This window comes from Actinomadura sp. 3N407, from assembly GCF_052245875.1.
Lineage (GTDB): Bacteria > Actinomycetota > Actinomycetes > Streptosporangiales > Streptosporangiaceae > Spirillospora.
The window spans coordinates 236930-261872 of record NZ_JBQQBP010000009.1; the positions used below are offsets into that span (position 1 = coordinate 236930).

The window sequence follows — 24943 nt, forward strand, 5'->3', positions numbered from 1 at the left end:
GGTGCAGTATGTATCCATGCGGGTTGAGGTCCTTGGGCCGTTGGTGGTGACGGACCGGGGGAAGGACGTCGCGGTCGGCGGGGCCCGGCTGCGGGTGCTGGTGATCAGGCTGGCGCTGGAGGGCGGGCGGACGGTCACCGTCGACGCGCTCGTTGAGGCGTTGTGGCCGGACGGTGGGCCGGGGGACCGGGTGCATGCGTTGCAGGCGCTCGTTTCGCGGCTGCGGCGGTGCCTGCCCGCGGGACGGCTGCGGTCGGTGCCCGGCGGTTACGCCTTGGACGTCGAGGCCGTCGATGCGTTGGAGTTCGAGCGGCTGGCCAAGGACGGTGGCAGAGCGCTTCGCGGCGGGGACGCGAAGCTTGCGGCCTCGTGGCTGCGGGAGGCACTGGAGCTGTGGCGTGGGGACGCCCTGGCGGATGCGGCGGGCATGCCGTTCGCGGATGCGGCGGCCGTCCGGCTGGAGGCGCTGCGGGTGTCGGCGACGGAGGACCGGATGTCCGCCGAGCTTGCCGTCGGCGCCGACCCGGGGCCGCTGGTGGCGGAGCTGGAGGAGCTGGCGGCGCGGCATCCGTTGCGTGAGCGGGTGCGCGCCCTGCTGGTCGAGGCGCTGAACCGGGCCGGGCGGTCCGCGGAGGCGCTCGCGGTGTTCGAGGAGTTCAGGGGTGTCCTGGCCGAGGAGCTGGGCGCCGATCCGGGACGCGAGCTGCAGGACGCCTACCTGGCCGTCCTGCGGGCCGTCCCCCGGGAGCGGGTGCGCGGGAACTTGCGGGTGCCGCCGACGAGTTTCGTCGGTCGGGAGGACGAACGCGCATGGGTCGCGCGGCGGCTCTGGGAGGGCCGGCTCGTGACCCTGGTCGGGGCCGGTGGCGCGGGCAAGACGCGGCTGGCGACCACGGTCGGGGCGGAGCTGTCGGGGCGGTTCCCGGGCGGGGTCTGGCTGGTGGAGCTGGCGCCGGTCGCCGACCCCGCCGAGGTGCCCCGGGCGGTCGCGGACGTGCTAGGGCTGCGGGACGGGACCAGACTGGTCGAGGCGCTGTCGGCCGACGACACGCTGATCGTCCTGGACAACTGCGAGCACGTCGTGGAGGCGGCGGCCCGGCTGACGGACGACCTCCTCGGCACCTGCCCCAGCCTGCGCGTCCTCGCGACGAGCCGGGAACGCCTCGGTGTCGCCGGTGAGGCGCTGTGCCCGGTGGCGCCGCTCGACGTGCCCGAAGAGGGCGAGCCCGGCACGGCGTCCTCGGCGGTCAGGCTGTTCGCCCAGCGCGCCGAGGCCGTCCGGCCGGGGTTCACGGTCACCGGGGACAACGCCGGGACGATCGGTGAGATCTGCCGCCGCCTGGACGGCCTGCCGCTGGCGATCGAACTGGCGGCGGCGCGGATCCGCTCGATGTCGCCGGCCCAGCTGGCCGCCCGCATCGACGACCGGTTCCGCCTGCTGACCGGCGGAAACCGCGTCGCGCTGTCCCGGCACCGGACGCTGCGCGCCGTCGTCGCGTGGAGCTGGAACCTGCTGGACGACGAGGAGCGCCGGTTCGCCGACCGGCTGTCGGTGTTCCCCGGCACGATCACCCCGGAGAGCGCCGCGCGGGTGACCGGCCATCCCGACGCCCTCGACGTCCTGGACTCCCTGGTCGACCGGTCGCTGCTCCAGGTCGTCGAAGGCGCCGAGCCGCGGTTCCGCATGCTGGAGACCATCCGCGAGTACGGGCGGGAACGCCTGGCCGAGGCCGGGGAGACCGACGAGGTCCGCGCCGCGCACCTCGCGTGCTTCCTGGAACTCGCCGAACGGGCCGAGCCGCATCTGCGACGCCCCGAGCAGGCGGAGTGGTTCTTCCGCCTCACGGCGGAGCGCGACAACCTCCTCGCCTCGCTGCACCACGCCGCGGAGACGGGCGATGGCGGCTCGGCCGTCCGGCTCGGGGCGGCGCTGGCCACGTTCTGGATGATCCTGGGCGATCACGCCGAGGCGGCCCGCAGGCTGCGGCTCGCGCTGGAGGTGCCGCGCCGCGAACCCGTCCCGGACGACGCCGAGGCGATCGCGCTGGGCGGTTACCTGTTCAACACCGTCATGTCCGGCGGCGACGCGCGGGACGACCCGTTCATCGGCGAGAAGGCCCGGGACTCGGCGCATCCCCTCGCCGCGTTGATCGAGCCGTCCATCGCGCTGCTCACCGACGACACGGCGCGCGGGGTGGCGGCGATCGATCGCCGGCTGCCCGAGCGTGACCCGTGGACGAGGGCGACGCTGCATCTGATGCGGGCGATGCTCAACGGCAACGGGGGCGAGATGGACGCCGCCTACGCGGACATCGCCGTCGCCCAGTCCGGATTCCGCGAAGCCGGGGACCGGGCCGGCCTGTCGCTCGCGCTCGTCTTCATGGCCGATGGGCAGACCGTCCAAGGGGAGTTCGCCGACGCCGTCGCCGGGCTGGAGGAGTCGATCGGGCTGCTGCGCGAATTGGGCCAGGACGATGGCGCCGTCATGCAGCGCGTCATGCTCGCGGTGGCCCGCGCCCGCTCGGGCGATGTGCAGCGGGCGCGGGACGAACTCGCCGCGATGATCGCCCCGGGGGCCGGTACCCCGTCCCGCCACCTGGTGTCGGTGCGGCTCGCCCTGGGCGACCTCGCCCGCCACACCGGTTCCGTGAACGAGGCGCTTGAGCACTACGCGGCCGCCGAACAGGAACTGGACCGCGTCCCGTCCTACTCGCAGTACCGTTCGCTGCTTGAGGCGGCGCGCGGCCAGATGGCGATCGACCGCGACGACCCGGACGCGGCGCGGCGGCACTTGCGCAGGGCGCTCACCCTCGCCACGGACGGCCCGGACATGCCGATCGCCGCCGTCACCGGCTACGCCGTCGCGCGGCTGCGGGCCGCCGGCGACCCGGACACCGCGGCGGAGATCCTCGGTGCCGCGTCCGCCCTGCGCGGCGCAACCGACGCGCACAACCCCGACGTCATACTCGTCACCCGGCTTCTGCGCCGGGCGCTGGGCGAGCACGCCTACCTGGCCGCCCATGCCCGTGGCGGACGGCTGGGCATCACCGGCGCGCTCGCCCTGCTGGACGATCAGCTCCGGCGCCGGTAGGCGTACACGGCCAGGGGGCAGAACACGACGAGGAACCCCGCCGACCACAGCAGCGTCATCGTCGCCGGATCGGCGACCGGGCCGCCGGTCAGCAGTCCCCGCGACGCGTCCACGGCGTGGCTGACCGGGTTGACGTCCACCCACGCCTGCAGCCATCCCGGCATCGTGTCCGCCGGGACGGCCATGTTCGTGCCGAACGCCAGCGGGAAGATCCCGAGGAACGCCACCGTCTGAACGATGACCTCCTCCTTGATCAGGACCCCGATGAGGACGTTGATCCAGCCGAGCGAGAAGCCCAGTGCCGTCGCCAGTGCGGCCGCCGCCACCGCCGACAGCGGATCGGTCTCCACCCGGAAACCCAGCAGGTACCCCGTGGCGAACAGCACCGCCGCCGCGACGACGTAGCGGATCAGGTCGCCCAGCACGTTGCCGACGAGCGGCACGGAACGTCCGATCGGCAGGCTGCGGAACCGGTCGAACACGCCCTTCTTGACGTCGGTGTTGATGCTGAGCCCGGTGGACAGCATCCCCACCAGGAGCAAGGTCATCACCAGCACGCCGGGGAAGATGTACCGCAGGTACTCCTGTGTGGACCCGGAGACCGCGCCGCCGAACAGATACACGAACAGCAGCAGGAAGATGATCGGCATGAACAGTGCGTCGAGGAGCAGCCCCGGGTTGCGCCTGGTCTTGGTGAGGCTGCGTCCCGCGAGCAGCAAGCTGTGCCGCACCAGCCGATGACGGCGCCTCGGACGGGCCTCGTCACGCACGGCCGAACCGGATTCGAGAACGATGTCGCTCATGCCGCCGCCTCCTCTTCCTCGGTGTGGTGGCCGGTCAGGGTGAAGAACACCTCGTCCAGGCTGGGCAGCCGGAGCGACAGCTCGGTGACGCCGATTCCCGCGGCGTCCAGACGCCGGACGGCCTCGGCGAACGCATGCTCCCCATCACCGCTGACCGGCACGCTGATCACGTCCCGGCGCAGTGCCTCGGCATCCCGCCCCGACACCGCGTTCAGGATCGCGGCGACCTCGACGAGCCGTTTCGGATCACGCGGCCGCACGGTGATCGTCTGGCTGCCGGCGATCCGCTTCAGCTCGGCGGGCGTGCCGGCCGCGATGACGGTCCCCCGGTCGATGACGGTGATCTCGTCGGCGAGCGCGTCCGCCTCCTCCAGGTACTGCGTGGTCAGCAGGACGGTTCCGCCGCCGTCCGTCATCGACCGGATCAGCCGCCACGCCTCCTCCCGCTTGCCCGGGTCGAGGCCGGTCGTCGGCTCGTCCAGGAAGATCACGGCGGGCCGCCCGATCATGCTCGCGGCCAGGTCGAGCCGGCGCCGCATCCCGCCGGAGTAGGTGGAGACCCGGCGCCCGGCGTCCCCGGTCAGCTCGAACCGCTCCAGCAGATCCGCCGCCCGGGCCTGCGCCTCCGCCTTGCGCATGTCGAGCAGCCGCCCGATGAGGACGAGGTTCTCCATTGCGGTGAGGTCCTCGTCCACCGACGCGTACTGCCCCGTCAGCCCGATCAGCTCCCGCACCTTGGCCGCGTCCCGGACCACGTCCAGCCCGCACACCTCGGCCCTTCCCGCATCGGGCCGCAGCAGCGTCGCCAGCACCCGGACCGCGGTCGTCTTCCCGGCACCATTGGGCCCGAGGACGCCGAGGACCGTCCCCGGCCGCGCGGCCAGCTCCACCCCGGCCAGCGCGGTCGTCTTCCCGAATCGTTTGACCAGGCCATCGGCCTGAAACGCGTAACTCATGCCCCCGAGGCTGCCGCCCCCCGCTCACAAACCCCTCACACGCCAGAGATCGCCTGGTCAGGGGAGGATCGGGATGATCGTTCCCGCGGTAGAACGCCCCATGGGCGGAAAAGAAGGGCAAAGGTCGCCGCCGTGACCGGCGGCGGCCCTCCCCTGGCCGCCGCCGAAGCACGCCGGGTCGTCACCTCATGTCGAACTTGACCTTCTGTCCGTCCGCGGATGTGACGCTGATCTGGACGCCCCCGATTTCCGCGCTCTGACCCACGGGGATCTCGGTCGGCGCCGAACCGCCCGCCGACACCGTCATTCCCCGGTCGGTGATTTCGGAGACCGTCACGTCGACGTCGTTGATTTCAAGGGTCTGGCCGGGGCCGGTCACGGTCACGTGGCACTCGCCATTCCTGCACGAGTACGAGTTGCTCTGGCATCCGCTGAGCGCCAGCGCACCCGCGACCACGAGAACGGCCAGAGCCGGGACGGAACGGAGCAAAGTGCCCTCCTCCTGTTGAACACGATGTCAAAGGAATAGATGCACCAAACCGCCTTCTGGTTCGCCGTCCGAACAATGCGAACACCGTCAAGCCGGGCCGGAGGGCACCGTTCCCGCCGCCCGGTGACCGCCGTCGTGTCCCCCCACGGCATTCGGCCGCCAGGACGGCGGTCGCCGGGAACCGCGGCGGTGATTAGTACGCTGTTGCGCTGCCCCCCTTTCGTCGTGCGCTGGGAGCCCGGACATGGAGACCCTGCAGCCCGAGGATCCGCGCCGGATCGGTGACTACCACCTTCTGGCCCGGCTCGGAGCCGGCGGCATGGGCAGCGTCTTCCTGGGGCGCTCGGCCTCGGGCCGGATGGTCGCGGTGAAGTTCGTCCACGCCGAGCTGGCCCGTGACCCGGACTTCCGCCGCCGCTTCCAGCGGGAGGTGGAGGCGGCCCGCCGGGTCAGCGGCCGGTGGACGGCGCCGGTGCTCGACGCCGACACCGAGTCGGTCACGCCATGGGTGGCGACCGGCTACGTGGCCGGCCCGACTCTCCAGGAGGCCGTCGGCGAGTTGCACGGCCCGCTTCCGGAGCGGTCGGTGCTGACCCTGGCCGCCGGGCTGGCGCAGGCCCTGCGCGCGGTGCACGACGCCGATCTGATCCACCGTGACCTGAAGCCGTCCAACGTCCTGCTGACCCTGGACGGCCCGCGCGTCATCGACTTCGGGATAGCCCGGGCCACGGACGGCACCGTGGTGACCGCCACCGGGATGTTCATCGGAACGCCCGGGTTCGTATCGCCCGAGCAGGCACGCGGCGAACTCGTGACCCCGGCCGGCGACGTCTTCTCGCTCGGGGCCGTGCTCGTGTACGCGGCGACCGGCCGACAGCCCTTCGCGACCGGCGAGGAAAGCGTGCCGGCCCTGCTGTTCCGGGTGGTCAATGAGCCGCCCGAGCTGGACGGCATGACCGGGCGGCTACGTGAGCTGGCCGAACGCTGCCTGGCCAAAGACCCTGGGGAACGTCCGTCGCCGGTGGAGATTCTCGCCGCCGCGGAGACGGAAGAGGCGGCCGGGACGTGGCTGCCCGGCGAGCTCGTCGAGCATGTGGGTCGGCGTGCCGTCGAACTGCTCGACCTCGAACGTCCCGAGGACGATTCCCGGCGGGACGCCCCGACCAGGCGGTTCGCCGCCCCCGCGGATCGGCCGCCCGCGGCCCCGCCGCCTCCGGCCCGGCCCTCGCCCCCGCCGCCACTCCGCCCGATGCCGCCCGGGTACGGCCCCGGCGTCCCCGGGCGGCCGCACCCCGGCACCACCTGGCCGCCGGCCGGCGGGGGCGCGCCCGGCCGCCGCCCGGCCACGGTCCCGCTCGCCGTCGCCGTCGCCGCGCTCAGTGCCGTCCTGCTCGCGGTGATGGTCGTGGTGCTCCTGCCGGACGGCGGCGACGGTGCGGGCGCCAGGGCGGCCGGCCAGAACTCGCGGACATCCGCTCCCGCGCCGACGGAGACGCCGGATTCGACCCCGCGTCCGTCGGCCGGTTCCGGTGCGGAGTCGGCGGAGTCGGCGACGGCATCGGCGGAGGCGGGTCCGGTGCCGGCGGTCTTCATCGGAACGTGGGAGGGGGAGGTCAGCGGCGAGCAGACCCGGCGGATGGTCATAAAGCAAGGCCCGAAGGGGACGGACATCGTCACCACCAAGACCACCAGCCCCAAGGGCTATTGCGAGGGCAAGGGCAAGATGATCTCGGCGGGTCCGAATGTCCTCGAAGTGTCCACGCGCATGACCAAGAGCGTCCCGTCCGATCTGTGCAAGGGCGTCGGCAAACAGACCCTGACGCTCAAGAGCGACGACGCCGTCGCCTGGGACGGCGGCTTTTTCAGTAAAGGCACCCTTTATCGCCAGTGATGGGATCGTCGCTGTAGGCCGAACTCGACCTTCTAGTCATAGACCGGCGTGACCCTTCCGCGGTTCGTCAGCCGGGTAGGGAGAGGTGGCTGGGGTTGGCCACGGTGAGCTTGTCGATGATCGAGGCGCGTACTGCGGCCACTACCTCGTCTCTTCGATCCTCCAGGGTGGCTTCGCGGATGGCCGTGGCCAGGTCGGCGTCGGTTTGGCAGCCCAGCCTTCGGAGGCGGTCGTCGTGGGTGGCCTTGTGGCTCTCGCCCAGGAGGAGTTCACGGCGGGCGATGCGGAGCGCGGACGCGGCCACGCGGGCGTGGAAGCGAAGGCGGTCGTCGGGCTGCTCGGCCTCGATGAGGAAGGCGCCTACGGCGTCTATGAGGATGGACGCGTCAGGGCGGTCATGGGGCGAGTTGTCCGGGGCGGGTGCGGTTTTCAGCGGGTCTTGGACGGACGTCGGTTCGGTCAGGCCCAAGGCCAGGAGGAGGTCGTGTTCTTGTTCGCAGACCTTCCGGCCCAGGACGGCGTACTCGATGGAGAGGTCGGAGCCGCTGAGGTAGCGCTCGGCCTGGTGGCGGCACAGGATCGTCCAGCGGAGGGTGCCGTAGACCTCCCACCAGTGGAGTTCTTCGGGGGTCGGCGGGGTGCCGCCGGCGGTGGCGTAGCCGTCCAGGAGGTCTTCGCGTGAGCCGAAACCGCCGACGGGGTGGGGGGAGCCGAAGCGCCACGCTTTCACGCACAGCCAGCCGAGGTCCTCGGCCGGGTCGCCGGTGTGGGTGAGTTCCCAGTCGAGGACGCCGGTCACGCCGGACGGGCCGATCATCAGGTTGCCGTTGCGGAAGTCGCCGTGGACGACCGTGTGCCGACCGGACGCGGGCGGGCGGTGCTCGTGCAGCCAGCGCAGGGCGAGTTCGACGGCGGGGCGCGGTTCGTCGAACTCCTCGTAGTAGGCGGTGATGGCGATGAGCGGGTCGTCGCCGGGCAGGCCCGGAACGGGGGACATCGTGTGCAGGCGGGCCAGGATGCCGCCCAGGTCGCGGGCGAGGCGAGCCCGGGCGGGCGCGAGGCGCTCGTCCCGCAGCAGCCGGCGGGGGATCGTCTCGCCGGACAGCCGCTCCATGATCATGTAGGGCGAGCCGTGCAGGTCGGGACCGTGGCCGACCAGGCGGGGGACGGGCACGCCGGCGTCCGCGGCGGAGGCCAGCAGGGCGGCCTCGCGGGCCATCGCGTCGGGGTCGGCGGACGCGGGCGGGTCGCGGCGCAGGATCAGCGGGCGGCCGTCCGCGTCGAACGACCAGGTCTCGCGGCTGGCTCCGCCCGACAGGCGGCGCAGGCCCGACACCGGCGCGCCGAGGCGGGCGGCGAGCGCGGCGGTGAGCGCCGCCTCGGAGGTGCTCACGCGCGGGCCGCGCGCTGGGCGGCGGCGAGGTCGCGGAGCGGGTCGCCGGCCCGGGTGTCGGCGTACTCCTCGACGCGCGTGATGCGGCCGCCGGCGACGGTGACGAACAGGCACGCGGCCATCTCGACCGGCGTCCGGTCGGGGAGGGTGCCGCGCAGGACGTGCCGCTGGACGTAGCCGTCCGGCAGCGGGTCGCGGCGGATCTCCTCGTAGCGGAACCCGTCGAGGTTGCGCGAAAGCCAGCGCAGTGTCCGCAGGTTGTCGTCCACGCTCTGCTCGGAGCCGCCGCCCTCGCCCGGCCCGTTGCGCCAGATCAGCGCGCCCGGCGCGTAGAGGGAACGCAGCGTGTCGACATCACCGGAGGTGATGGCGGCCATGAAACGGTCGGCGAGTTCCACGGGTCTCCCTTTAGGTCGGCAGAGTCGGCAGGGTCAGGTCGGCAGGCCGAGGGCACGGACGCTGAGGGCGTCGAGGGTGTCCAGGAGCCGTTCGGTGTGGGAGTCGTCGTCGCCCTGGACGAGCCACAGGTACAGCGAGTGGTCGACCATCGCGGTGAGCGCGCGGGCGGCCATCTCCGGGTCGATGTCGGACGGGACGATCCCGGCCTTCTGCCAGCGTGCGATGGCCTTGGCGGAGCGGCCCCAGGACACGGCGCGGTGCTTGCGGCGCATCTCCTGGAACTCCTCGTTGAACGTGGCGACCTGCTCGATGATCGCCATCATCTTCGCGTTGCGCCGGTACGCCTCGTAGTAGGCGCGGTTGGTGCGGCGGACGCGCGCGGCGGGGGACGGGCCGGTGGCGGGGACGAGGTCGTGGTCGGTCATGTCCTCGAAGAGCCGGTCGGCGACCTCCAGGAACACCGCCTCCTTGGACGGGAAGTAGGTGTAGAAGGAGCCGTAGGCCACCTTGGCGTGCCGGGTGATGTGCGCGACGCGGGTTTCCAGGAAGCCGCGTTCCTCGAACACTTCGCGCGCGGCGGCGATGACGCGTTCCCGGGTCCGGGCGCCGCGTTCGGTGAGCGGCGCCTGCTGACCTCCTGGATCGTCCCCGCTCCGCATGGCCGTCGATCCTTTCTCCGGGGTTGACAATCCGATGTCCGCAGGCAGAGTATCCAAGCATCCGGGTAAGTTGATATGACTGTCAAGTCAATTCTGAGGAGCGCGATGCCGGTGCGGCCATGTTGATCAGCGACATCGTCGAGTACGCGGCGCGCAAGCATCCCCGGCGCTCCCGCGCAGCGTCGCGGGCAAGGTCCTGAAACGCGATCTTCGCAAGATGTCCAAGGAGGCCTCATGACCGGCGGGAACACCGAGTTCGAACTCGGTGGCATCAACCATCTGGCGCTGGTGTCGTCCGACATGAAACGCACCATCGACTTCTACTCCGGCGTCCTCGGAATGCCGCTCATCAAGACCCTCGACCTGCCGGGCGGCATGGGCCAGCACTTCTTCTTCGACTGCGGCGGCGGCGACTGCGTGGCGTTCTTCTGGTTCCCGGACGCGCCGGACGGCGTCCCCGGGATCTCCGCGCCGAAGGGCCGCCCCGAGGAGGGCGAACTGATCAGCGCGGTCGGGTCGATGAACCACGTCGCCTTCCACGTCCCCACCGACAGGTTCGAGGACTACCGCCGCCGGCTGAAGGACAAGGGCGTCGAGGTCAGCCCGATCCTCAACCACGACGACAGCGAGTTCGGCGTCTCCCGCGACGTGAACGAGGGCGTGTTCGTCCGGTCGTTCTACTTCCAGGACCCGGACGGGATCCTCCTCGAATTCGCCTGCTGGACGCGCACGTTCGGTGACTCCGACGTGTCCCACGAGCCAAAGACCGCCGCCGACCGCACCACCAGGGAGAAGCATGCCGCGACTGCGTGAGGTACCCCGCGCCGAGGTCACCGACGAGCAGATCCTCTTCTTCTACGACCACCTGTTCGCCCCCGACCGCCCCGAGCCCATCGTCGAGGTCGCGGCGCCCGAGGGCTACGGCGACCGCGACATCTCCGCCGACCTGACCGGGGACCGCTGATGCCGTTCCCCGTGCCGGACCGGGTCCGCGACGTCCGCGACGCCGTCCACGCTTTCATGACCGAACGCGTCGAGCCCGCCGAACCCGCCCTCAACGCCGGCGACCGGGAGGAACTCCGGCGACTGCAGCGGGAGGCCAAGGACGCCGGCCTCTGGGCGCTCGGCCACCCCGCCGAACTCGGCGGCGGGGGCCTGCCCTTCCTCGACTACGTGTACGTCAACGAGGTGCAGGGACGTTCCGAGTGGGGCCAGCTGGCCCTGGGCACGTTCACCCTCCAGGACTCGCTCATGCTGCACAAGTACGCGAGCCCGAGCTGGCGTGAGCGCTACCTGGCCCCGATGGTCGCGGGCGAGGTGTGGCCCAGCTTCGCGATGACCGAGCCCGACTTCGCCGGCTCCGACCCGACCCGGCTGCAGACGAAGGCCGTCCTGGACGGCGACCACTGGGTCATCAGCGGCCGCAAGTGGTTCACGACGGGCGCGGCGGACGCCGCCTACACCACCGTCATGTGCCGCACCGAACCCGAGGGGACGGCCCCGCACCGCTCCTTCAGCATGATCGTCGTCCCGACGGACACGCCCGGTTACCGCATCGTCCGGGAGACGCCCGTCCTCGGCATCAACGGCGGGCACTACGAGGTCGCCTACGACGACGTGCGCGTCCCCGCCGAGAACCTGCTCGGCCCGCGCGGCCACGGCTTCGTCATCGCCCAGGACCGCCTCGGCCCCGGCCGGATCTTCCACTGCATGCGGTGGCTCGGCCAGGCCCAGCGCGCCTTCGAGCTCATGTGCGCCCGCCTCGGCACGCGCGTCGCCTTCGGCGAGCCGCTGGGGGCCAAGCAGCTCATGCAGCAGCACGTCTTCGACTCCTACACCGAGATCCAGGCGTCCCGGCTGCTGACCCTGCAGGCCGCGGAGCAGATCGACGCGGGCGATCAAGCACGCATCGAGATCGGAGCGATCAAGGTCGTCGGCGCCCGGATGCTGCACAACGTCGTCGACCGCGCCATCCAGGTCCACGGCGCCATGGGCCTCACCGACGACACGCCGCTGTCCCGCATGTACCGCCACGCCCGTGAAGCCCGCCTCTACGACGGCCCGGACGAAGTCCACATCCAGAGCACAGCCCGCCGGATCCTCCACAAGATGACATGAGGCTCACCCGCAGGGCCCTCATCTCGGGTCTCGGGGCGGCCGCCGTCCTCGGTCCACCGGCACGGCGGCCGCCGGCCCGCACCGTCCGCGAAAGGGAAGAAAGTTGAAGATCACGAAGCTGGCCGACGGGCTGATGTTCCCCGAGGGCCCGACCGTCCTCCCGGACGGGGACGTCCTCGTCGTCGAGCTGCACCGGGGCACCCTCACCCGGGTCGGGCCGGACGGCGGCACGTCCGTCGCCGCCGAGACCGGAGGCGGCCCAACGGCTCGGCGCTCGGCCCGGACGGCCGCGTCTACATCGCCAACTCCGGCGGCCTGAACCGATTCGAGGTCGGCGGCCTCGCCTTCGCGGGCGGCATCCCCGACGACTACACCACGGGCAGCATCCAGGCCGTCGACCTGACGGACGGCTCCGTCGAGACCCTCTACACCGACGGCCTGCGCGGCCCGAACGACCTGGTCGTCGACGCGCACGGCGGCATCTACCTCACCGACTACGGCAAGAGCGACGGCGTGACCGGCGACAAGGGCCGCCTCTTCTACGCCAAGGCGGACGGCTCGTCCATCGAGATGATCGCCGGCGGCATGGAGGGCCCGAACGGCATCGGCCTGTCTCCCGACGGCACCGCCTGTACGTCAGCGAGACCTACACGGCCCGCGTCTGGTGGTGGGACGTCACCGGACCCGGCCGGATCGAGGGCGGCCGGTCCCTCGGCGGCTCCGGCGGCGGCAACTTCCTCTACACCGCGCCCGACTACACCAACTTCGACTCCCTGGGCGTGGACGGCCACGGCAACGTCTGCGTCGCGTCCATGATCCACGCGGGCATCTCCGTCGTCAGCCCCAAGGGCCGCCTGCTCCAGTTCGTCGACATCAACGTCGACAACGACCCGGGCATCACCAACATCACCTGGGGCGGCGACGACATGCGCACCGCTTACGTCACAGCTTCAAGCACCGGCCAGCTCCTCAAAATCGAGAACTGGCCCCACCCGGGCCTCATCCTCAACCACACCACCTGACGCCCCGCGTACCCACTCATCCGGTGGCGAAGTCGACGAGCTGCTTGGCCTCGGCGTCCGGGAGGTCGGTCAGGTCCATGAGGACGGGCACGCCCTTGCGGAAGAAGTGCCCGACGTACAGGACCTCGTTGTAGTTCTGGGGACGCAGCGATTTGACCACCGCCCCGGTCTGCCCGTCCACCGGCCGAGGTCAAGAGCGGGTCCGGTCTATCGCCGCCGCGATCCTGTCGACGTCGAAGCGCTCGGCGGGCGGCAGCGGCCTGATCGCGGACGCCTCGCCGAGCAGGCGTGCGGCCTCGCCGGCGTCCCCTTCCAGGGACGCCGCACCGGCGAGCCCTTCGGACGCCAGCGCCACCGCCCGCGGGTCGTCCGCGTCGCGGGCCAGGACCAGGCTCTCCTCGTGGCGGGCGCGGGCCAGGGCGGCGTCACCGCGCAGCTCCGCGACGAAGCCCAGCTCCGCGAGCACATAGGCCAGGCCGGAACGGTAGCCGTCCGCGCGGTGGGCGTCCTCGGCGGCGCGCAGATGCTCCTCAGCGGTGTCGAGCCGGCCCCGCCTGCGCGCCGAGGCCCCCAGGCCCACGCGCGCGTGGACGACCCCGTGATGAAACGATCGTTCGCGCGCCACCCGCAGCGCGCGCTCGTACAGTGCGTCGGCCCGGTCGAAGTCCCTGGCCAGCGCGGCGATCCTGCCGAGCTGGGAGATCTCCTCCACCACGAGCGGCCAGAGCTGCAGTTCCTCGGCCGAGGCCAGACCCTCCCGGTGAAGCCGTTCCGCCCTGTCGTAGTCGCCGTCCACCTCCGCGAGGACGCCCAGGAGCTGGAGGACGCGCGACTCGCCCCAGCGGTCGCCCACCTCGCGGAAGAGCGTCACCCCTTCCTCTCCTGCGCGGCGCGCGTGCTCCAGCTTTCCGAGCCGCAGTGACTCCCAGCCGAGCACGGTGAGCGCGGCCGCCGCGCCCCAGCGGTCGCCGAGCCGCCGGAAGTCCTCCAGGGCGTCGTCCACGAGGCCGATGGCCCGCGGGAGGTCGCCCCCGTCGGCCCGGGCGAATCCCAGGAGCCAGAGCTCGCGTGGTGACAGGTCGCCGGGGGGCTCCACCGGTTCGACCGGCATGCGTTCCCACGCCTCCAGGGCCGCGCGCCACACCAGGGCACCGGTTCGCGGCCCGCCACCGGGATCTCCGGCGTCGAGGGCACGGCCGAACGAGCGGTGCGCCTCGCGGTACCGGCCGCGCAGGAACCAGTACCAGCCGAGCGACGCGCACAGCCGCAGCGCGAATTCCGCGTCGCCCTGCTCCAGCGCCCGGTCGAGCGCGGCACGCAGGTTCGCGGTCTCGGCGTCGAGGCGGCGCAGCCACTCCCGCTGCCCGGGGCCGCGCAGATGCCGGTCGGCCTCCTCGGCGAGCCGCGCGAAGTGGCGGGCGTGGCGCCCGGTGTACTCGGTGGTCTCGCCCGCCTCGGCCAGCCGCTCGCGCGCGTACGCGGCGACGCTCTCCAGCAGCCCGAACCGCCGCGGCCCGGCGCCGCCGGCCGAGAGGGAGTCGCCGTCGACCGTGAGGAGGGAGCGGTCGGCCAGGGCGGCGACCGTCCCCGCGACCTCCGCGGGCGCCACCCCCGCGCCCGCGGCGACCGCCTCCGCCGAAGCCAGGTCGAACCCGCCCGCGCAGACCGACAGCCGGCGCAGCACGGCACGTTCGCGGCCGTCCAGCAGGTCCCAGCTCCAGTCGAAGGCGGCCCTCAGCGTGCGCGTGCCCGACCCCAGCAGGCGGAAGCGGTCGTCGAGCCGGGCCGCCACCTCCCGCAGGCCGAGGGTCCGGACCCGCGCGGCGGCCAGTTCGATCGCCAGCGGCAGCCGGTCGAGCCTGAGGCACACCGCCGCGATCTCCTCGTCGTGGGCGGAGAAGCCGGGCACGGCGTCCCGCACCCGCTCGCGGAAGAGCCGGACCGCCTCGCCGCCGTCCAGCGGGGGCACCGGCCACATCCGTTCCCCCGGCACCCCCAGCGGCTCCCGCCCGGTGGCCAGGATCCGCACCCCCGGTGCGCCCCCGAGCAGCGCCACGACCAGCCTGGACACCGGGACGGTGAGGTGCTCGACGGTGTCCAGGACCAGCAGCAGCCGGCGGGTGCGCAGCGCCTGGACCAGCTCACCGCGGACACCGAGCGCCGCGGCGACGCGGTCGGCCAGGCCGGTGGCGTCCTCGCCCGTCCCGGCGGCGTCGGCGTCGGCCAGCTCGACCAGCCACGCGCCCTCCTCGGCGGCGCCCGCGACCTCCAGCGCCAGCCGGGTCTTGCCCACCCCGGCCGGGCCCGTCAACGTGACCAGCCGGTGCCCGCGCAGCAGCGCCCCGACCTCGGCGACCGCCTCGTCCCGCCCGACGAGCGCGGTGAGCGGGACCGGAAGGCCGGACGCGGGAGGCGCCGCCGGCCCGGCCAACTCCGGGTCCTGGCGGAGGACGGCCTGGTGGAGCGCGGCCAGCTCCGGACCCGGGTCCATGCCCAGCTCCTCGGCGAGCCTGTCCCGGATCTCGCGGTAGGCCGCCAGCGCCTCGGCCTGCCGCCCGTCCAGGTAGAGGGCGCGGATCCGGGCGGCGTGCAGCCGTTCGCGGAGCGGATGGGCGGCCAGCATCGCCGGGAGTTCAACGGCCAGCTCCCGGTGCTCGCCGCGTTCGACGCGCTGTTCGACGAGACCCTCGAACGCGGTGACGCGCTGTTCCTCCAGCCGTTCCGCGGCGGCCCGGGCGAACGGCGCCTCGGCGTACTCGGCGAAGGCGGGGCCGCGCCACAGGGCGAGGGCCTCCTCGTAACGCGCGCGTGCGGCCAGTTCACCGAAGTTCGCCGCGTCCACGCGGGACGGCTCGGCCCGCAGGCGATATCCGTGCGGCGCGGTCTCCACCAGCGCGCGAGCACCGGGCTCGGCCTGCTCCAGGGCGCGCCTCAGCTGCGCCACCTTCGACTGGAGCGCTCCAGTCGCGTGCGCGGGTGGAGCGCCCTCCCAGAGGTCCTCGATCAGGGTCTCCGCCGGCACGGCGTGCCCGTGATGGACCAGCAGGTCGGCCAGCAGAGCGCGCACCTTGACGCCGGGCACGGCGACCTCCTGCCCCGTGTCGGTCCACACGGCGAGAGAACCCAGTACCCCGAATCGCACGCCACGATGGTAAGCGGACCGTCAGCCGATCATCAGCGGCTCCCCGTAGCGTCGCCGATGTACGGCAGAACAGATCCAAGGAGTGAGCGCCATGTTCCAGTCAGTCGTGATCTACCCGCAGATGGGCGCCGACCCGGACAAGGACCGGATCGTGTTCGAGGGCGGTGGGCGCCGGGTGACGCTGGTCGCCGTCCCGGACGAGGAGGAGGCGGGGCCGGTGGTCGCCGGACTGGTCGGCGAGGGGGCCGGGCTGATCGAGCTGTGCGGCGGGTTCGGGCCGGTCGGCACGGCGAAGGTGATCGCGGAGGTCGGCGATCGGGCCCCGGTCGGGGCGATCGGCTACGGCGGCGAGTCACTGGCCGCGATCTCCCGCTACCACCTGGCGTACCTGGCCGGGGAGATCCAGTCGGACCTGTTCATGGTGCTGGTGCCGGGCGCCGATCCGGACCGGGACCGGATCGTCCGCGACCATGGCGGCGGCGCCCGGTTCATCACGGTCGCGGTGCCCGGCATCGAGGCCGCGGAACGGGTCGCCGCGCAAGAGAAGGCCGGCCTGATCGAACTGTTCGGCGGGTTCGGCGCCGACGCCGTGGCACGGGTGCACGCGGCCGCCGGCGGCACCCCGGTCGGCTCGGTCGTCTACGGCATCGAGTCCATGGACGCCGCAGCGGACTTCCGAGCCTGACCAACGCCCGACCGGCCACCGACATCGCCGGTGAAACGTCAAGGAGCCTTGACGTCAAAGGGCTTGACGATAGGCGCACGGCCGGTGGATCGGCGACCAGGCCGAGCAGCACCGGCGCGGCGGCTAGCAGGGGCTGGACGGGGAGCAGATCGCCGCGGCGCGTCGGCTCGCCGGGCGCGCCGACGAGTAGGGCCGGGCGGGCGCGGAAGTTTCCCGGAAATGCGCCCGGCCGCCCGCGTTTTTCTGGTGGCTTGAGTTTCTTCTGAAGATCAGCGGGAAATCTGGCTGCTAGAGGAACGGAGGCGATTGGCATGGAGGTCGTTCTCGAAATGACCCTGCCGAGGAACGCCGAGAGCGCTCCGCTGGTGCGGCACACGCTCGATGCCTCTCTCCGCGGGCTCGGGGTCGCCTCCGAGATCCGTGCCGATATCGCGCTCGCTCTGGGTGAGGCGTGCGCGAACGTCATCCAGCACGCCGCGAACGGAATGGAATACGAGGTCCGGGCGCGGATGGACGGGGTGAGATGCGTCGTGGAGGTCATCGACGGGGGCGCGGCGGACGGCGCCCGCGCCGCGGTGGCCGATGCCGAGGGGGCCGGCGGGTGGGAGAGCGCGCTGACCGCGCCGCTGGCCGAGCACGGACGGGGACTTCAGCTCATACGGGCGTTCACGGAGGAACTGCACATCGCCGATCGCGTCCACCGGGAGGGCGCGATCGTGCATTTCGAGAAGTCGCTGGCGAGCTGACCGCGACGGCCCGGAGGGAGGTACCCGCCGGGCCGCCGCGACCGAGGACGATCGTCAGCCGGTGACCGGAAGGTCGTGCTCGACCGGGGTCGGGGCGGGCGCCTCGGACGGGGGCTTGGCAGGGCCGGAGGCCCTGCCGCAGGTGGCCGACGCGAGCCGCACCGTCGCGGGCTTGCCCGGCAGCGGCAGCCGGAGTTCCATCGCGGTGACGGCGAGCCGGCCGTCGGCCATGCGCTGCTGCTTGTTGAGGACCAGCGAGGCGCGTCCGAGACCCTCGATGTCGACGGGGACGGTGGTGTTGGGCGGCGGCGAGGCGTCCAGGCGCTTGCCGGCGACGACGGCGCGGGCGAGGTGGGCCGAGCCCCGGCCGCCGTCGCACTTCGCGGCGACGGCACTGGCCATGAGCTTCGCGGCCGGGACGGCGACCCGCGCGACGGTCGAGCGGGCGCGGGCGGCGGAGGCGCTGACGTCCAGCGCGGACGCCTTGACGAGATCGGTGTGGTCCTCGCGCAGCAGGCTCTTGCTGACCTTGCCCGTGGTCGAGGAGACGGCGGGCACCGGCGGGACGGCGACCGGACCGGTGACCGTCAGCCCGTACGCCGAGCCTTCGGCGCCGTGCGGGGCGGCGGCCGGGGTCGCGGCGACGGCCGGGGTCGCGGCGGCGACTAGGCCGGGGGCCAGCATCCAGGTGGCGAGCAGTCCGGCGGTGGTGAGCCGTCCGACGGCATGGTCGTAGCGCATGATGGTTCTCCGTTTTCTTGAGATCTGGGGCGTGCCCGGCGGTCAGCCGTTGATGAACACCAGGGATCCGAGCGGGACCCGTGACAGTGCTTTCAGGGCGTCCCCCGGCACCCGGACGCAGCCGTGCGTGACGGCCTTGCCGAACACGGAGGCGTCGGGCCAGCCGTGCAGGGCGACGGTGCCGGGACCGCCGCCGAAGGTGTCGAGGGTGGCCGAGTGGGTGCCGAGCGGCAGGACGATCGGGCTCGGCGACGTCTTCTTGCGGGCGAGCGTGGCCATGAGGAACGTCCGCCCGGACGGTGTCGGGGTCTTCGCGCCGCCGATCGCGACCTCCCACCGGCCGACCTTCCGCGCGGATTCGAGCAGCGTGAGCCGCCGCTCGGCGAGGTCGACGCGGACGGAGTAGGGCGTGTGCGCGGTCCGCAGCCCCGTGCCGGAGATCCAGCCGCTCGCCCGGTTGGGGCGGCTCGGCAGCAGGACCCGCCGCCAGCCGCCCGAGGTCTCCACCACGGGGACCCAGGTCGGGCCGCCCAGCTGCTCGGCGGGCAGGGTGGCGACGCGGCGTCCGTCCGGACCGTCGTGCACCGGCACCGGCCTGGTCGGGTGCACGACGAGGCCGTCGGTGGCGGCGCGGCGGGAATGCCGCGGGGCGTTTTTGGTCGCCATGAGCCGCGATATTAGCGGCGCGGAAGGCGCCCGCAGCGAGAATGGCGAAAAATTGACACGGAGTCGCTCATGGAAATGGCGATATTCTCCGATTTTCTGGTAGTTTTACCGAGTCTCGGCTTATCCGGCAAAGCGGTTCTTCGCGGCGGATCAGGCGGGCATGGAAAAGGAACCGCCGTCCGCGTCCGGCTTGGAGGCCGCCTCATGGAACTCGCCGAGCCCCCACAGCAGCGCCGCCCGCGCGGGCGCCGGCATCGAGGCCAGCACCCGGGCCAGCTCCTCGCGCCGCCGCAGCCGGAGCCGGTCGAGCAGCGCCTGCCCGTCGGCGCTCAGCCGCACCGTGACCTCGCGGCGGTCCCGGCCGTGGTCGCGGGTCAGCAGCCCGGACGCCTCCAGCCGGTCGCAGAGCCGGCTCGCCGAGGACACCAGCGCGCCCAGCTCCTCCGCCAGCCGGCTGACGTTGACCGGCCCGCGCTCCACCACGAACAGCGCGCGCAACTGCGTCGACGGAACGGGCACATCGGGGGCACTGTGAGCACGCGACCATACGTTCATCAGGGTGGAGGCCGCGTCGTCGAGCGCGGCCGCGGACTCCGCGGCTCCCTCACCCGGCGTGGCAACCATGCCTTCCACTGTTACACACGACGTCGCCCACGGCATCCGGGGCGGCACGGGCCGTCCAGGTTCCCTGGCGGCTCCCGCTCCTACCCCGGTGAGGAATCCGATGCATGACGAATCCGCGGAGAAAGAGTTCCGGGCGATCGAGCAGGCCATCTGGGCGGCCGCCCCGCACGAGCTGATCGATGTCGCGAACGGGCTCATCGGACGCTACGCGAACGGGGTCGACGCCGAGGTCCTGCTCATCGACTACCGGCAGGAGTTCCTCGTCCCGACCGTCCCGGGGCGCGAGGACGTCCCGGTCGACAACACCGCCTCGGGGCAGGCGTTCGCCGCACAGCGGACCGTCCAAGAACGGCCGGACGAGGACGGCGGCCGCCTCGTCCACCTGCCGCTGACCGTGCAGGGCGAGCGTCTCGGCGTGCTGAGCGCCCGCCTCCCGGACGGCGGCCCGCCCTGGCTGGGGGGATTCGCCGCCGTCCTCGCCCGCGCCATGAAGATCGCGAGCCAGGGCACGGACCTGTTCCGGCGCCTGCGGCGTCGGACGCGGCTGACGGTGGCGGCCGAGATGCAGTGGGACCTGCTGCCCGCCCTGTCCTGCGACACCGCCGAGTTCCACTTCGCGGGGCAGCTCGAACCCGCGTACGCGGTGTGGGGCGACAACTTCGACTGGGCCGCGTCCGGGGAGCGGCTCACGCTGACGGTCAGCAACGGAATGGGGTCGGGGACGGACGCGGCGGCGCTCACCCACCTCGCGATCAGCGCGCTGCGCAACGCGCGGCGGTCCGGGGCCGGCATCACCGAGCAGGCCGCCCTCGCCGACCAGACGGTGTTCGCGCGGCACCGGGGCGAACGGCACGTGGACACGCTTCTGCTGGACTTCGAGCTCGCCACCGGGCGGGTCAGTGTGGTCGACGCGGGCTCACCGAGGATCCTCCGCATGCGGGGAACCGCCACCGGCGGCATCGGGTTCGAGGCGCAGATGCCGCTCGGGATGTTCGGCGACACCCGGTACGCGACGGAGGAGTTCACCGCCGAGCCGGGCGACCGGCTGGTCATCGTCAGCGACGGGGTGCACACCGCCCTGTCACCGGCGGGCGAGCCGTACGGGGAGTCCGCGCTGATCCAGGCCCTGCGCGCGACCCGGATGCAGGCGCCGCCGGAGGCCGTCCGCACCATGGTCCGGCACTTCGTCGCCTACCACGAGGGGACCGAACCGGACGACGACGCGGTGATCGTCTGCATCGACTGGGCGGGACGTGACGGCGGGCGTGACAACGGCGCCGGCCCACGGGTCAGCGCGGAAGCCTGACCACCGTCACGAAGAAGTCGTCGATCCGGCGGACGACGGAGATGAACTGGTCGAAGTCGACCGGCTTGGTGACGTAGGCGTTGGCGTGCAGGTTGTAGCTGCGCAGGATGTCCTCGTCGGCCTCGGACGTGGTGAGCACGACGACGGGGATGCGGCGCAGGTTGTCGTCGTTCTTGATCTCCTGGAGCACTTCCCGGCCATCCTTGCGGGGCAGGTTGAGGTCGAGGAGCACCAGGTCGGGACGCGGGACGTCCGCGTACTCGCCCTCCTGGCGCAGGAACGCCATCGCCTGCTCGCCGTCGTTGACGACGTGCAGGGTGTTGTTGACCTTGTTGTGCTCGAACGCCTCGACGGTCAGCAGGACGTCGCCGGGATCGTCCTCGACGAGCAGGACCTCGATGGGATGCGGGCCTTCGGTCATATGCGTGTCCTCACTCTGTGTCTCTGGCGGGCTCGCCGTCTTGGTGATCAGGGTGCGGCCGCGTCATCCGGACGCGCCCGCGCCCGGATTCACGGGCGTCTGTGCGCCGTCGACCGGCAGCGTCCAGTGGAAGACGGTGCCGTCGGCGTCGCCGTTGCCGAGCCAGATCCGGCCGCCGTGGAACTCGACGATCTTCTTGCAGAGGGCCAGGCCGATGCCGGTGCCGGCGTAGGCGTCGCGCGGATGGAGCCGCTGGAAGATCAGGAAGATCCGGTCGGCGTAGCGCGGCTCGATGCCGATGCCGTTGTCGGCGCAGCGGAACTCCCACTCGTCCCCGGCCCGCCGGACGTCGATGGTGACGCGTGGAGGTACGCCCTCGCGGCGGAACTTGATCGCGTTGCCGAGGAGGTTCTGGAAGAGCTGCGTCAACTGGGTGCGGTCGCCGGGCACCTGCGGCAGGTCCCCGATGTCCACCTCGGCGCCGGTCTCCTCCCGCAGGGCCTCGATGTTGTCCAGGGCGTGCTGGACGACCTCGTTGAGATCGACCGATTCCTCCGGACGCGACAGCCGGCCGACCCGGGAGAAGGTCAGCAGGTCGTTGATCAGCGCCTGCATGCGCTTCGCGCCGTCGACGGCGAACGCGATGTACTGCCGCCCCCGCTCGTCCAGCTGGTCGCCGTACCGGCGTTCGATCATCTGGCAGAAGCTCGCCACCTTGCGCAGCGGCTCCTGCAGGTCGTGGCTCGCGACGTAGGCGAACTGCTCCAGCTCGGCGTTGGAGCGGCGCAGCTCCTCGGTCTGCTCGTCGAGCTGCCGGGTCTTGTCGACGGTGGCCCGCCACTCGTCGATGATCCGGTCGCGCATCGCGTCGATGATCACCGCGAGCTCGTTGATCTCCGCGGGGCCGGGGACGTCCAGCGGATGCGCGAAGTCGCCCTGGGCCACCGCGCGGACCCGTCCGGTCAGCGAGGACATCGGGGTCAGCACGGTCCGGCGGATCAGCACGGCGAGCGCGATCGCGGCCACCACGACCAGGATCAGCGCGGCGCCGATCGACCACACCATCGTTCTCGCGCGGGAACGCAGCGTGTCGGCGGCCCGGTCGTGCAGCCGCGTGATCCCGGCCTGCAGCGGGGACATGTCGCCGCGCGCCTGGTTGAGCAGCCGCCGCGCCTGCCGGCTCTCGGCACGGTCGAGGCCCTCGCCGCCCGGCCCGGCCGCGATGCGGTCGGCGAACGCGGTCCGCCATGCCCGTGAGTCGGCGACGGCCTTGTCCAGGAGGCGGAGGACGTCCCCGTTGCCCGGTACCCCGGCCAGAAGCCGGCGCATCCTGTCGGCGGACGCCCGCTCCTGCTCGACCGCCTCCCGATATTCGGTGAGACGGCTCTGCCCGCCGTCCAGGGCGTAGTCGCGGATGGCCGCGTCCTGGGTGGTGAGCGCGGACGAGAGCCGGAACTGCTCCAGCGCCGCCGGGTCGACCTGGTTGATGAGGACTTCCCGCGCCCGGCCGTCCTCGTACAGCGCCGTCCCGGCCTGCACGAAGACGATGAGCAGCAGCAGCCCGAGGACGACCGAGCCCAGCCGGTAGATCTGGACGAGCCGGATGCGGCTCATCCCGTGCGCCTCGGGGAGGTCCTCCGCCGGCAGCACGACGGCCGGCCCGGAGATCCTCAGTTTCCGCCCGGTCGCCACCACCGGCGGCGGCTCGGCACCGCCCGCGAGTGACCCGCCCGTGAGAGACCCGCCCGCGGGCGGCTCGGCCGTGGGAGACCCTCCGGCGGGAGACCCGCCCGGGGGCGGCTCGTCCTGTCCGGGGTGGTCCGCGGTCATCAGCCGTCGCCCCGGCTCAGCAGGAGCACGGCCAGATCGTCGGACAGGACGTCCCCGTTCAGCCGCTCGGCTTCGGCGATGAGCCCGTCGACGAGCACGTCGCCGCGCCGGCCGTCCCCGTGCGCGGTCTCCGCCAGCTCCACCAGGCCGGACAGGTCGAGGTGCTCGCCGTCGTCGCCGGCGTATCCCTCGATCAGCCCGTCGGTGTAGAGCAGCAGCCCCCACGAGTCGCCGAGTTCGAGGTCGATCGCGGGCCAGTCCGCGCCGGGGATCAGCCCGAGCGCGGGGCCGCGCGGCTCGTCCGCGATGGCCTTCACGCCGCCGGGGCCGAAGAACAGGGGGCGCGGATGCCCTGCCCGGTACAGCCTTGCGCTGCGCCGGTCCGGCGCGATGGTCAGCATGCACACGGTGGTGAAGATCTCCTCGCCCCACCGCTCGTGCTCCAGGACGGCGTCGAGCGTGTCGAGGAGCCGCGGTCCGGTGTGCCCGGCGAGGACGAGCGTGCGCCACGCCATGCGGAGCCGCACCCCGAGGGACGCCTCGTCCGCGCCGTGCCCGCTGACGTCGCCGATGACCACGTGGACGGAGCCGTCCTCGGTCTCCACGGTGTCGTGGAAGTCGCCGCCGAGCAGCGCCCGGTCGCGTCCGGGCCGGTACCGGGTGTGGTGGCGCAGGGTCGTGTCCCTGAGGATCGGGACGGGCAGCAGCCCGCGTTCCAGCCGGGCGTTCTCCCGGCTCAGCGCCCGCGCCTCCACCAGCTGCCGCTCGGACTCGTCGGCGCGTTTGCGCTCGATCGCGTAGCTGATCGCCCGGGTGAGCAGCGCGCCGTCCACATCCTGCTTGACCAGGTAGTCCTGCGCGCCGGCGGCGACGGCCTCGACGCCGACGTGGGCGTCGTCGAGGCCGGTCAGCACGAGGACGGCGATGGACGGCGCGTGGGCGCGCATCCGGCGCAGCGCGTCGAGGCCCCGCGCGTCCGGGAGTGACAGGTCGACGATGACGCACTGCATGTCGGGCCGCAGCGCGTCGAGGGCCTCGCTGAGCGTGGTGGCCACGGTGATCCGCACACCGGGCTGCGCTTCGGCGAGCAGCTCCTCGAACAGGAACGCGTCGCCCGGGTCGTCCTCGACGAGAAGCAGGTGGGGGGAGCCGGCCACGCCGAGGAGCCGCTCAGCGCCGCGACTGTGCATCGCGGTCATGGATCAGCTCCTTTGGCCTGGCACGACCATGAGCATGTCAGGCGGGTAGTTGCTTGCCGTCGAGCAAATGTTAGAGGTATTCCGCCCATGCGAGGCGCCCCAGTGCCGCCGTATCGCCCGAAACGGAGCCTTCGTCTGGTCAACCGTACTTGTGTCGTTCGTAGTAGCGGGCGACGCGCGCGCGATTTCCGCAGCGGGCCGCCGAGCACCAGCGGCGGCGGGGGTGCGCGGGCAGGAAGAGCATCGTGCAATCGGCGGCCTCGCATGCGCGGACCCGGCCGATCGCGGGGTCGGCGAGGAGCGCGGCCGCCGCCTCGGCGAGGTGCGCGGCGAGGCGGACCCCGTACGGTCCCCTGCGGTGGGCGGTCGCGGTGGCGGCCGTCCCGCCCCAGGTCAGCTGCTGGATCGCCGGTGCCCGCCACTGCGCGTCGTTGAGGCCGTCGAGGGATGCCGCGGGTGGCCGCTCGCCCCTGCGCGCGTGGTCGATCGCGGCGGCGGCATGGTCGCGGACGGCGTGGACGGCCGCGACGTCGTCTTCGGTGAGCGTTCCGGGTTCCGGCTGCGGTACCCGGTCGCCCTGGAGGGCCAGCCAGGCGGCGAGCGCGTCCGGGCCGGAGATCAGGTCGGCGCCCGCCGGACGGGTGTTGACCAGGTCCAGCGCGGGCGGCTCACCGGTCAGCGGCACGGGGTCACTCATGATGCTAATGGTATCTCGACATGTTGACACATTAGGTGTCCACGGGTTAGGACTAATGCATCTT

General features: G+C 72.5%; 24 protein-coding genes and 1 pseudogene. 10 read left to right on the forward strand and 15 right to left on the reverse strand.

The window, feature by feature from the left end:
* Window positions 1–16 precede the first annotated feature (16 nt).
* On the forward strand, window positions 17–3091 hold the full coding sequence (locus ACTWPP_RS23890) for a BTAD domain-containing putative transcriptional regulator (RefSeq protein ID WP_443106559.1): 3075 nt from the start codon (window positions 17–19) through the stop codon (window positions 3089–3091).
* Here ACTWPP_RS23890 and ACTWPP_RS23895 read toward each other — a convergent pair.
* From ACTWPP_RS23895 to ACTWPP_RS23905, 3 genes are all read right to left on the reverse strand, one after another.
* Entirely contained in the window at window positions 3073–3894 is an 822-nt protein-coding gene (locus ACTWPP_RS23895) for an ABC transporter permease (protein WP_443106560.1), read from the reverse strand. The two genes, ACTWPP_RS23890 and ACTWPP_RS23895, sit on opposite strands and share 19 nt — an antisense overlap.
* Window positions 3891–4850 (reverse strand): ATP-binding cassette domain-containing protein, encoded by a 960-nt coding sequence (locus ACTWPP_RS23900; RefSeq protein WP_443106561.1) that lies wholly within the window; start codon window positions 4848–4850, stop codon window positions 3891–3893. The genes ACTWPP_RS23895 and ACTWPP_RS23900 overlap by 4 nt, the downstream gene beginning before the upstream one ends.
* Window positions 4851–5031: 181 nt before the next feature.
* Complete coding sequence (locus ACTWPP_RS23905; RefSeq protein ID WP_443106562.1) at window positions 5032–5235, reverse strand: hypothetical protein; 204 nt, start codon at window positions 5233–5235, stop codon at window positions 5032–5034.
* 349 nt (window positions 5236–5584) lie between these two features.
* On the opposite strand from ACTWPP_RS23905, the gene ACTWPP_RS23910 reads away from it, so the two are divergent.
* Entirely contained in the window at window positions 5585–7231 is a 1647-nt protein-coding gene (locus tag ACTWPP_RS23910) for a serine/threonine-protein kinase (protein WP_443106563.1), read from the forward strand.
* 67 nt (window positions 7232–7298) lie between these two features.
* Here the strand turns inward: ACTWPP_RS23910 and ACTWPP_RS23915 are convergent, their stop codons facing one another.
* Genes ACTWPP_RS23915 through ACTWPP_RS23925 form a run of 3 tightly spaced genes read right to left on the reverse strand, consistent with a single transcriptional unit; the run spans window position 7299 to window position 9682 of the window.
* Window positions 7299–8624: a phosphotransferase family protein gene (locus ACTWPP_RS23915; RefSeq protein ID WP_443106564.1), complete on the reverse strand. Its 1326-nt coding sequence runs from the start codon at window positions 8622–8624 to the stop codon at window positions 7299–7301.
* The gene (locus tag ACTWPP_RS23920; protein WP_443106565.1) at window positions 8621–9022 is read right to left on the reverse strand and encodes a nuclear transport factor 2 family protein; all 402 of its coding nucleotides are present in this window, start codon (window positions 9020–9022) and stop codon (window positions 8621–8623) included. The genes ACTWPP_RS23915 and ACTWPP_RS23920 overlap by 4 nt, the downstream gene beginning before the upstream one ends.
* A gap of 33 nt (window positions 9023–9055) precedes the next feature.
* Complete coding sequence (locus ACTWPP_RS23925) at window positions 9056–9682, reverse strand: TetR/AcrR family transcriptional regulator (RefSeq protein WP_443106566.1); 627 nt, start codon at window positions 9680–9682, stop codon at window positions 9056–9058.
* A gap of 234 nt (window positions 9683–9916) precedes the next feature.
* Between ACTWPP_RS23925 and ACTWPP_RS23930 the strand changes: the two genes are divergently transcribed.
* From ACTWPP_RS23930 to ACTWPP_RS23950, 5 genes and pseudogenes are all read left to right on the forward strand, one after another.
* Entirely contained in the window at window positions 9917–10495 is a 579-nt protein-coding gene (locus ACTWPP_RS23930; RefSeq protein ID WP_443106567.1) for a VOC family protein, read from the forward strand.
* Window positions 10479–10646, forward strand: coding sequence for a hypothetical protein (locus tag ACTWPP_RS23935; protein ID WP_443106568.1), 168 nt, complete (start codon window positions 10479–10481; stop codon window positions 10644–10646). Before ACTWPP_RS23930 ends, ACTWPP_RS23935 begins: the two co-directional genes overlap by 17 nt.
* Window positions 10646–11800 (forward strand): acyl-CoA dehydrogenase family protein, encoded by a 1155-nt coding sequence (locus ACTWPP_RS23940; RefSeq protein WP_443106569.1) that lies wholly within the window; start codon window positions 10646–10648, stop codon window positions 11798–11800. Before ACTWPP_RS23935 ends, ACTWPP_RS23940 begins: the two co-directional genes overlap by 1 nt.
* A gap of 103 nt (window positions 11801–11903) precedes the next feature.
* A complete protein-coding gene (locus tag ACTWPP_RS23945) occupies window positions 11904–12119 on the forward strand; it encodes a hypothetical protein (RefSeq protein ID WP_443106570.1) in 216 nt (71 codons plus the stop codon).
* Window positions 12098–12822, forward strand: a pseudogene (locus tag ACTWPP_RS23950) (SMP-30/gluconolactonase/LRE family protein). The gene ACTWPP_RS23945 and the pseudogene ACTWPP_RS23950 overlap by 22 nt, the downstream one beginning before the upstream one ends.
* A 16-nt stretch (window positions 12823–12838) precedes the next feature.
* Here the strand turns inward: ACTWPP_RS23950 and sepF are convergent.
* Together sepF and ACTWPP_RS23960 are read right to left on the reverse strand one after the other, a co-directional pair.
* Window positions 12839–13003, reverse strand: a complete 165-nt coding sequence (sepF, locus tag ACTWPP_RS23955) for a cell division protein SepF (protein WP_443106571.1) — start codon at window positions 13001–13003, stop codon at window positions 12839–12841.
* A 9-nt stretch (window positions 13004–13012) separates the two neighbouring features.
* Entirely contained in the window at window positions 13013–15964 is a 2952-nt protein-coding gene (locus ACTWPP_RS23960; protein ID WP_443106572.1) for a BTAD domain-containing putative transcriptional regulator, read from the reverse strand.
* A 91-nt stretch (window positions 15965–16055) separates the two neighbouring features.
* On the opposite strand from ACTWPP_RS23960, the gene ACTWPP_RS23965 reads away from it, so the two are divergent.
* Together ACTWPP_RS23965 and ACTWPP_RS23970 are read left to right on the forward strand one after the other, a co-directional pair.
* Window positions 16056–16649, forward strand: coding sequence for a DUF6506 family protein (locus ACTWPP_RS23965; protein WP_443106573.1), 594 nt, complete (start codon window positions 16056–16058; stop codon window positions 16647–16649).
* 311 nt (window positions 16650–16960) lie between these two features.
* Window positions 16961–17395, forward strand: a complete 435-nt coding sequence (locus ACTWPP_RS23970; RefSeq protein WP_443106574.1) for an ATP-binding protein — start codon at window positions 16961–16963, stop codon at window positions 17393–17395.
* 54 nt (window positions 17396–17449) lie between these two features.
* Here ACTWPP_RS23970 and ACTWPP_RS23975 read toward each other — a convergent pair whose 3' ends face one another.
* From ACTWPP_RS23975 to ACTWPP_RS23985, 3 genes are all read right to left on the reverse strand, one after another.
* On the reverse strand, window positions 17450–18136 hold the full coding sequence (locus ACTWPP_RS23975) for a choice-of-anchor P family protein (RefSeq protein WP_443106575.1): 687 nt from the start codon (window positions 18134–18136) through the stop codon (window positions 17450–17452).
* 42 nt (window positions 18137–18178) lie between these two features.
* Window positions 18179–18802, reverse strand: a complete 624-nt coding sequence (locus ACTWPP_RS23980; protein ID WP_443106576.1) for a L,D-transpeptidase — start codon at window positions 18800–18802, stop codon at window positions 18179–18181.
* Window positions 18803–18952: 150 nt separating this feature from the next.
* Window positions 18953–19426, reverse strand: coding sequence for a MarR family winged helix-turn-helix transcriptional regulator (locus tag ACTWPP_RS23985; RefSeq protein WP_443106577.1), 474 nt, complete (start codon window positions 19424–19426; stop codon window positions 18953–18955).
* Window positions 19427–19526: 100 nt separating this feature from the next.
* On the opposite strand from ACTWPP_RS23985, the gene ACTWPP_RS23990 reads away from it, so the two are divergent.
* On the forward strand, window positions 19527–20732 hold the full coding sequence (locus ACTWPP_RS23990) for a PP2C family protein-serine/threonine phosphatase (protein WP_443106578.1): 1206 nt from the start codon (window positions 19527–19529) through the stop codon (window positions 20730–20732).
* Here ACTWPP_RS23990 and ACTWPP_RS23995 read toward each other — a convergent pair.
* The 4 genes from ACTWPP_RS23995 to ACTWPP_RS24010 form a co-directional block, all read right to left on the reverse strand.
* Window positions 20716–21153, reverse strand: coding sequence for a response regulator (locus tag ACTWPP_RS23995; RefSeq protein WP_443106579.1), 438 nt, complete (start codon window positions 21151–21153; stop codon window positions 20716–20718). The two genes, ACTWPP_RS23990 and ACTWPP_RS23995, sit on opposite strands and share 17 nt — an antisense overlap.
* Window positions 21154–21216: 63 nt before the next feature.
* Window positions 21217–22983, reverse strand: coding sequence for a sensor histidine kinase (locus ACTWPP_RS24000; protein ID WP_443106580.1), 1767 nt, complete (start codon window positions 22981–22983; stop codon window positions 21217–21219).
* Window positions 22983–24182: a PP2C family protein-serine/threonine phosphatase gene (locus tag ACTWPP_RS24005; protein WP_443106581.1), complete on the reverse strand. Its 1200-nt coding sequence runs from the start codon at window positions 24180–24182 to the stop codon at window positions 22983–22985. The genes ACTWPP_RS24000 and ACTWPP_RS24005 overlap by 1 nt, the downstream gene beginning before the upstream one ends.
* A 139-nt stretch (window positions 24183–24321) precedes the next feature.
* Window positions 24322–24879 (reverse strand): CGNR zinc finger domain-containing protein, encoded by a 558-nt coding sequence (locus ACTWPP_RS24010; RefSeq protein ID WP_443106582.1) that lies wholly within the window; start codon window positions 24877–24879, stop codon window positions 24322–24324.
* Window positions 24880–24943: the final 64 nt, after the last annotated feature.

Bases quoted from the DNA above. Each gene is read 5' to 3' on its own strand.
- ACTWPP_RS24005 (WP_443106581.1), bottom strand. From the start codon at position 24,182: ATGACCGCGATGCACAGTCGCGGCGCTGAGCGGCTCCTCGGCGTGGCC.
- ACTWPP_RS23935 (WP_443106568.1), top strand. From the start codon at position 10,479: ATGCCGCGACTGCGTGAGGTACCCCGCGCCGAGGTCACCGACGAGCAG.
- ACTWPP_RS23895 (WP_443106560.1), bottom strand. From the start codon at position 3,894: ATGAGCGACATCGTTCTCGAATCCGGTTCGGCCGTGCGTGACGAGGCC.
- ACTWPP_RS24000 (WP_443106580.1), bottom strand. From the start codon at position 22,983: ATGACCGCGGACCACCCCGGACAGGACGAGCCGCCCCCGGGCGGGTCT.
- ACTWPP_RS24010 (WP_443106582.1), bottom strand. From the start codon at position 24,879: ATGAGTGACCCCGTGCCGCTGACCGGTGAGCCGCCCGCGCTGGACCTG.
- ACTWPP_RS23975 (WP_443106575.1), bottom strand. From the start codon at position 18,136: ATGCGCTACGACCATGCCGTCGGACGGCTCACCACCGCCGGACTGCTC.
- ACTWPP_RS23890 (WP_443106559.1), top strand. From the start codon at position 17: ATGCGGGTTGAGGTCCTTGGGCCGTTGGTGGTGACGGACCGGGGGAAG.
- ACTWPP_RS23930 (WP_443106567.1), top strand. From the start codon at position 9,917: ATGACCGGCGGGAACACCGAGTTCGAACTCGGTGGCATCAACCATCTG.
- ACTWPP_RS23965 (WP_443106573.1), top strand. From the start codon at position 16,056: ATGTTCCAGTCAGTCGTGATCTACCCGCAGATGGGCGCCGACCCGGAC.
- ACTWPP_RS23910 (WP_443106563.1), top strand. From the start codon at position 5,585: ATGGAGACCCTGCAGCCCGAGGATCCGCGCCGGATCGGTGACTACCAC.
- ACTWPP_RS23995 (WP_443106579.1), bottom strand. From the start codon at position 21,153: ATGACCGAAGGCCCGCATCCCATCGAGGTCCTGCTCGTCGAGGACGAT.
- ACTWPP_RS23990 (WP_443106578.1), top strand. From the start codon at position 19,527: ATGCATGACGAATCCGCGGAGAAAGAGTTCCGGGCGATCGAGCAGGCC.
- ACTWPP_RS23940 (WP_443106569.1), top strand. From the start codon at position 10,646: ATGCCGTTCCCCGTGCCGGACCGGGTCCGCGACGTCCGCGACGCCGTC.
- ACTWPP_RS23900 (WP_443106561.1), bottom strand. From the start codon at position 4,850: ATGAGTTACGCGTTTCAGGCCGATGGCCTGGTCAAACGATTCGGGAAG.
- ACTWPP_RS23970 (WP_443106574.1), top strand. From the start codon at position 16,961: ATGGAGGTCGTTCTCGAAATGACCCTGCCGAGGAACGCCGAGAGCGCT.
- ACTWPP_RS23985 (WP_443106577.1), bottom strand. From the start codon at position 19,426: ATGGTTGCCACGCCGGGTGAGGGAGCCGCGGAGTCCGCGGCCGCGCTC.
- ACTWPP_RS23980 (WP_443106576.1), bottom strand. From the start codon at position 18,802: ATGGCGACCAAAAACGCCCCGCGGCATTCCCGCCGCGCCGCCACCGAC.
- ACTWPP_RS23925 (WP_443106566.1), bottom strand. From the start codon at position 9,682: ATGCGGAGCGGGGACGATCCAGGAGGTCAGCAGGCGCCGCTCACCGAA.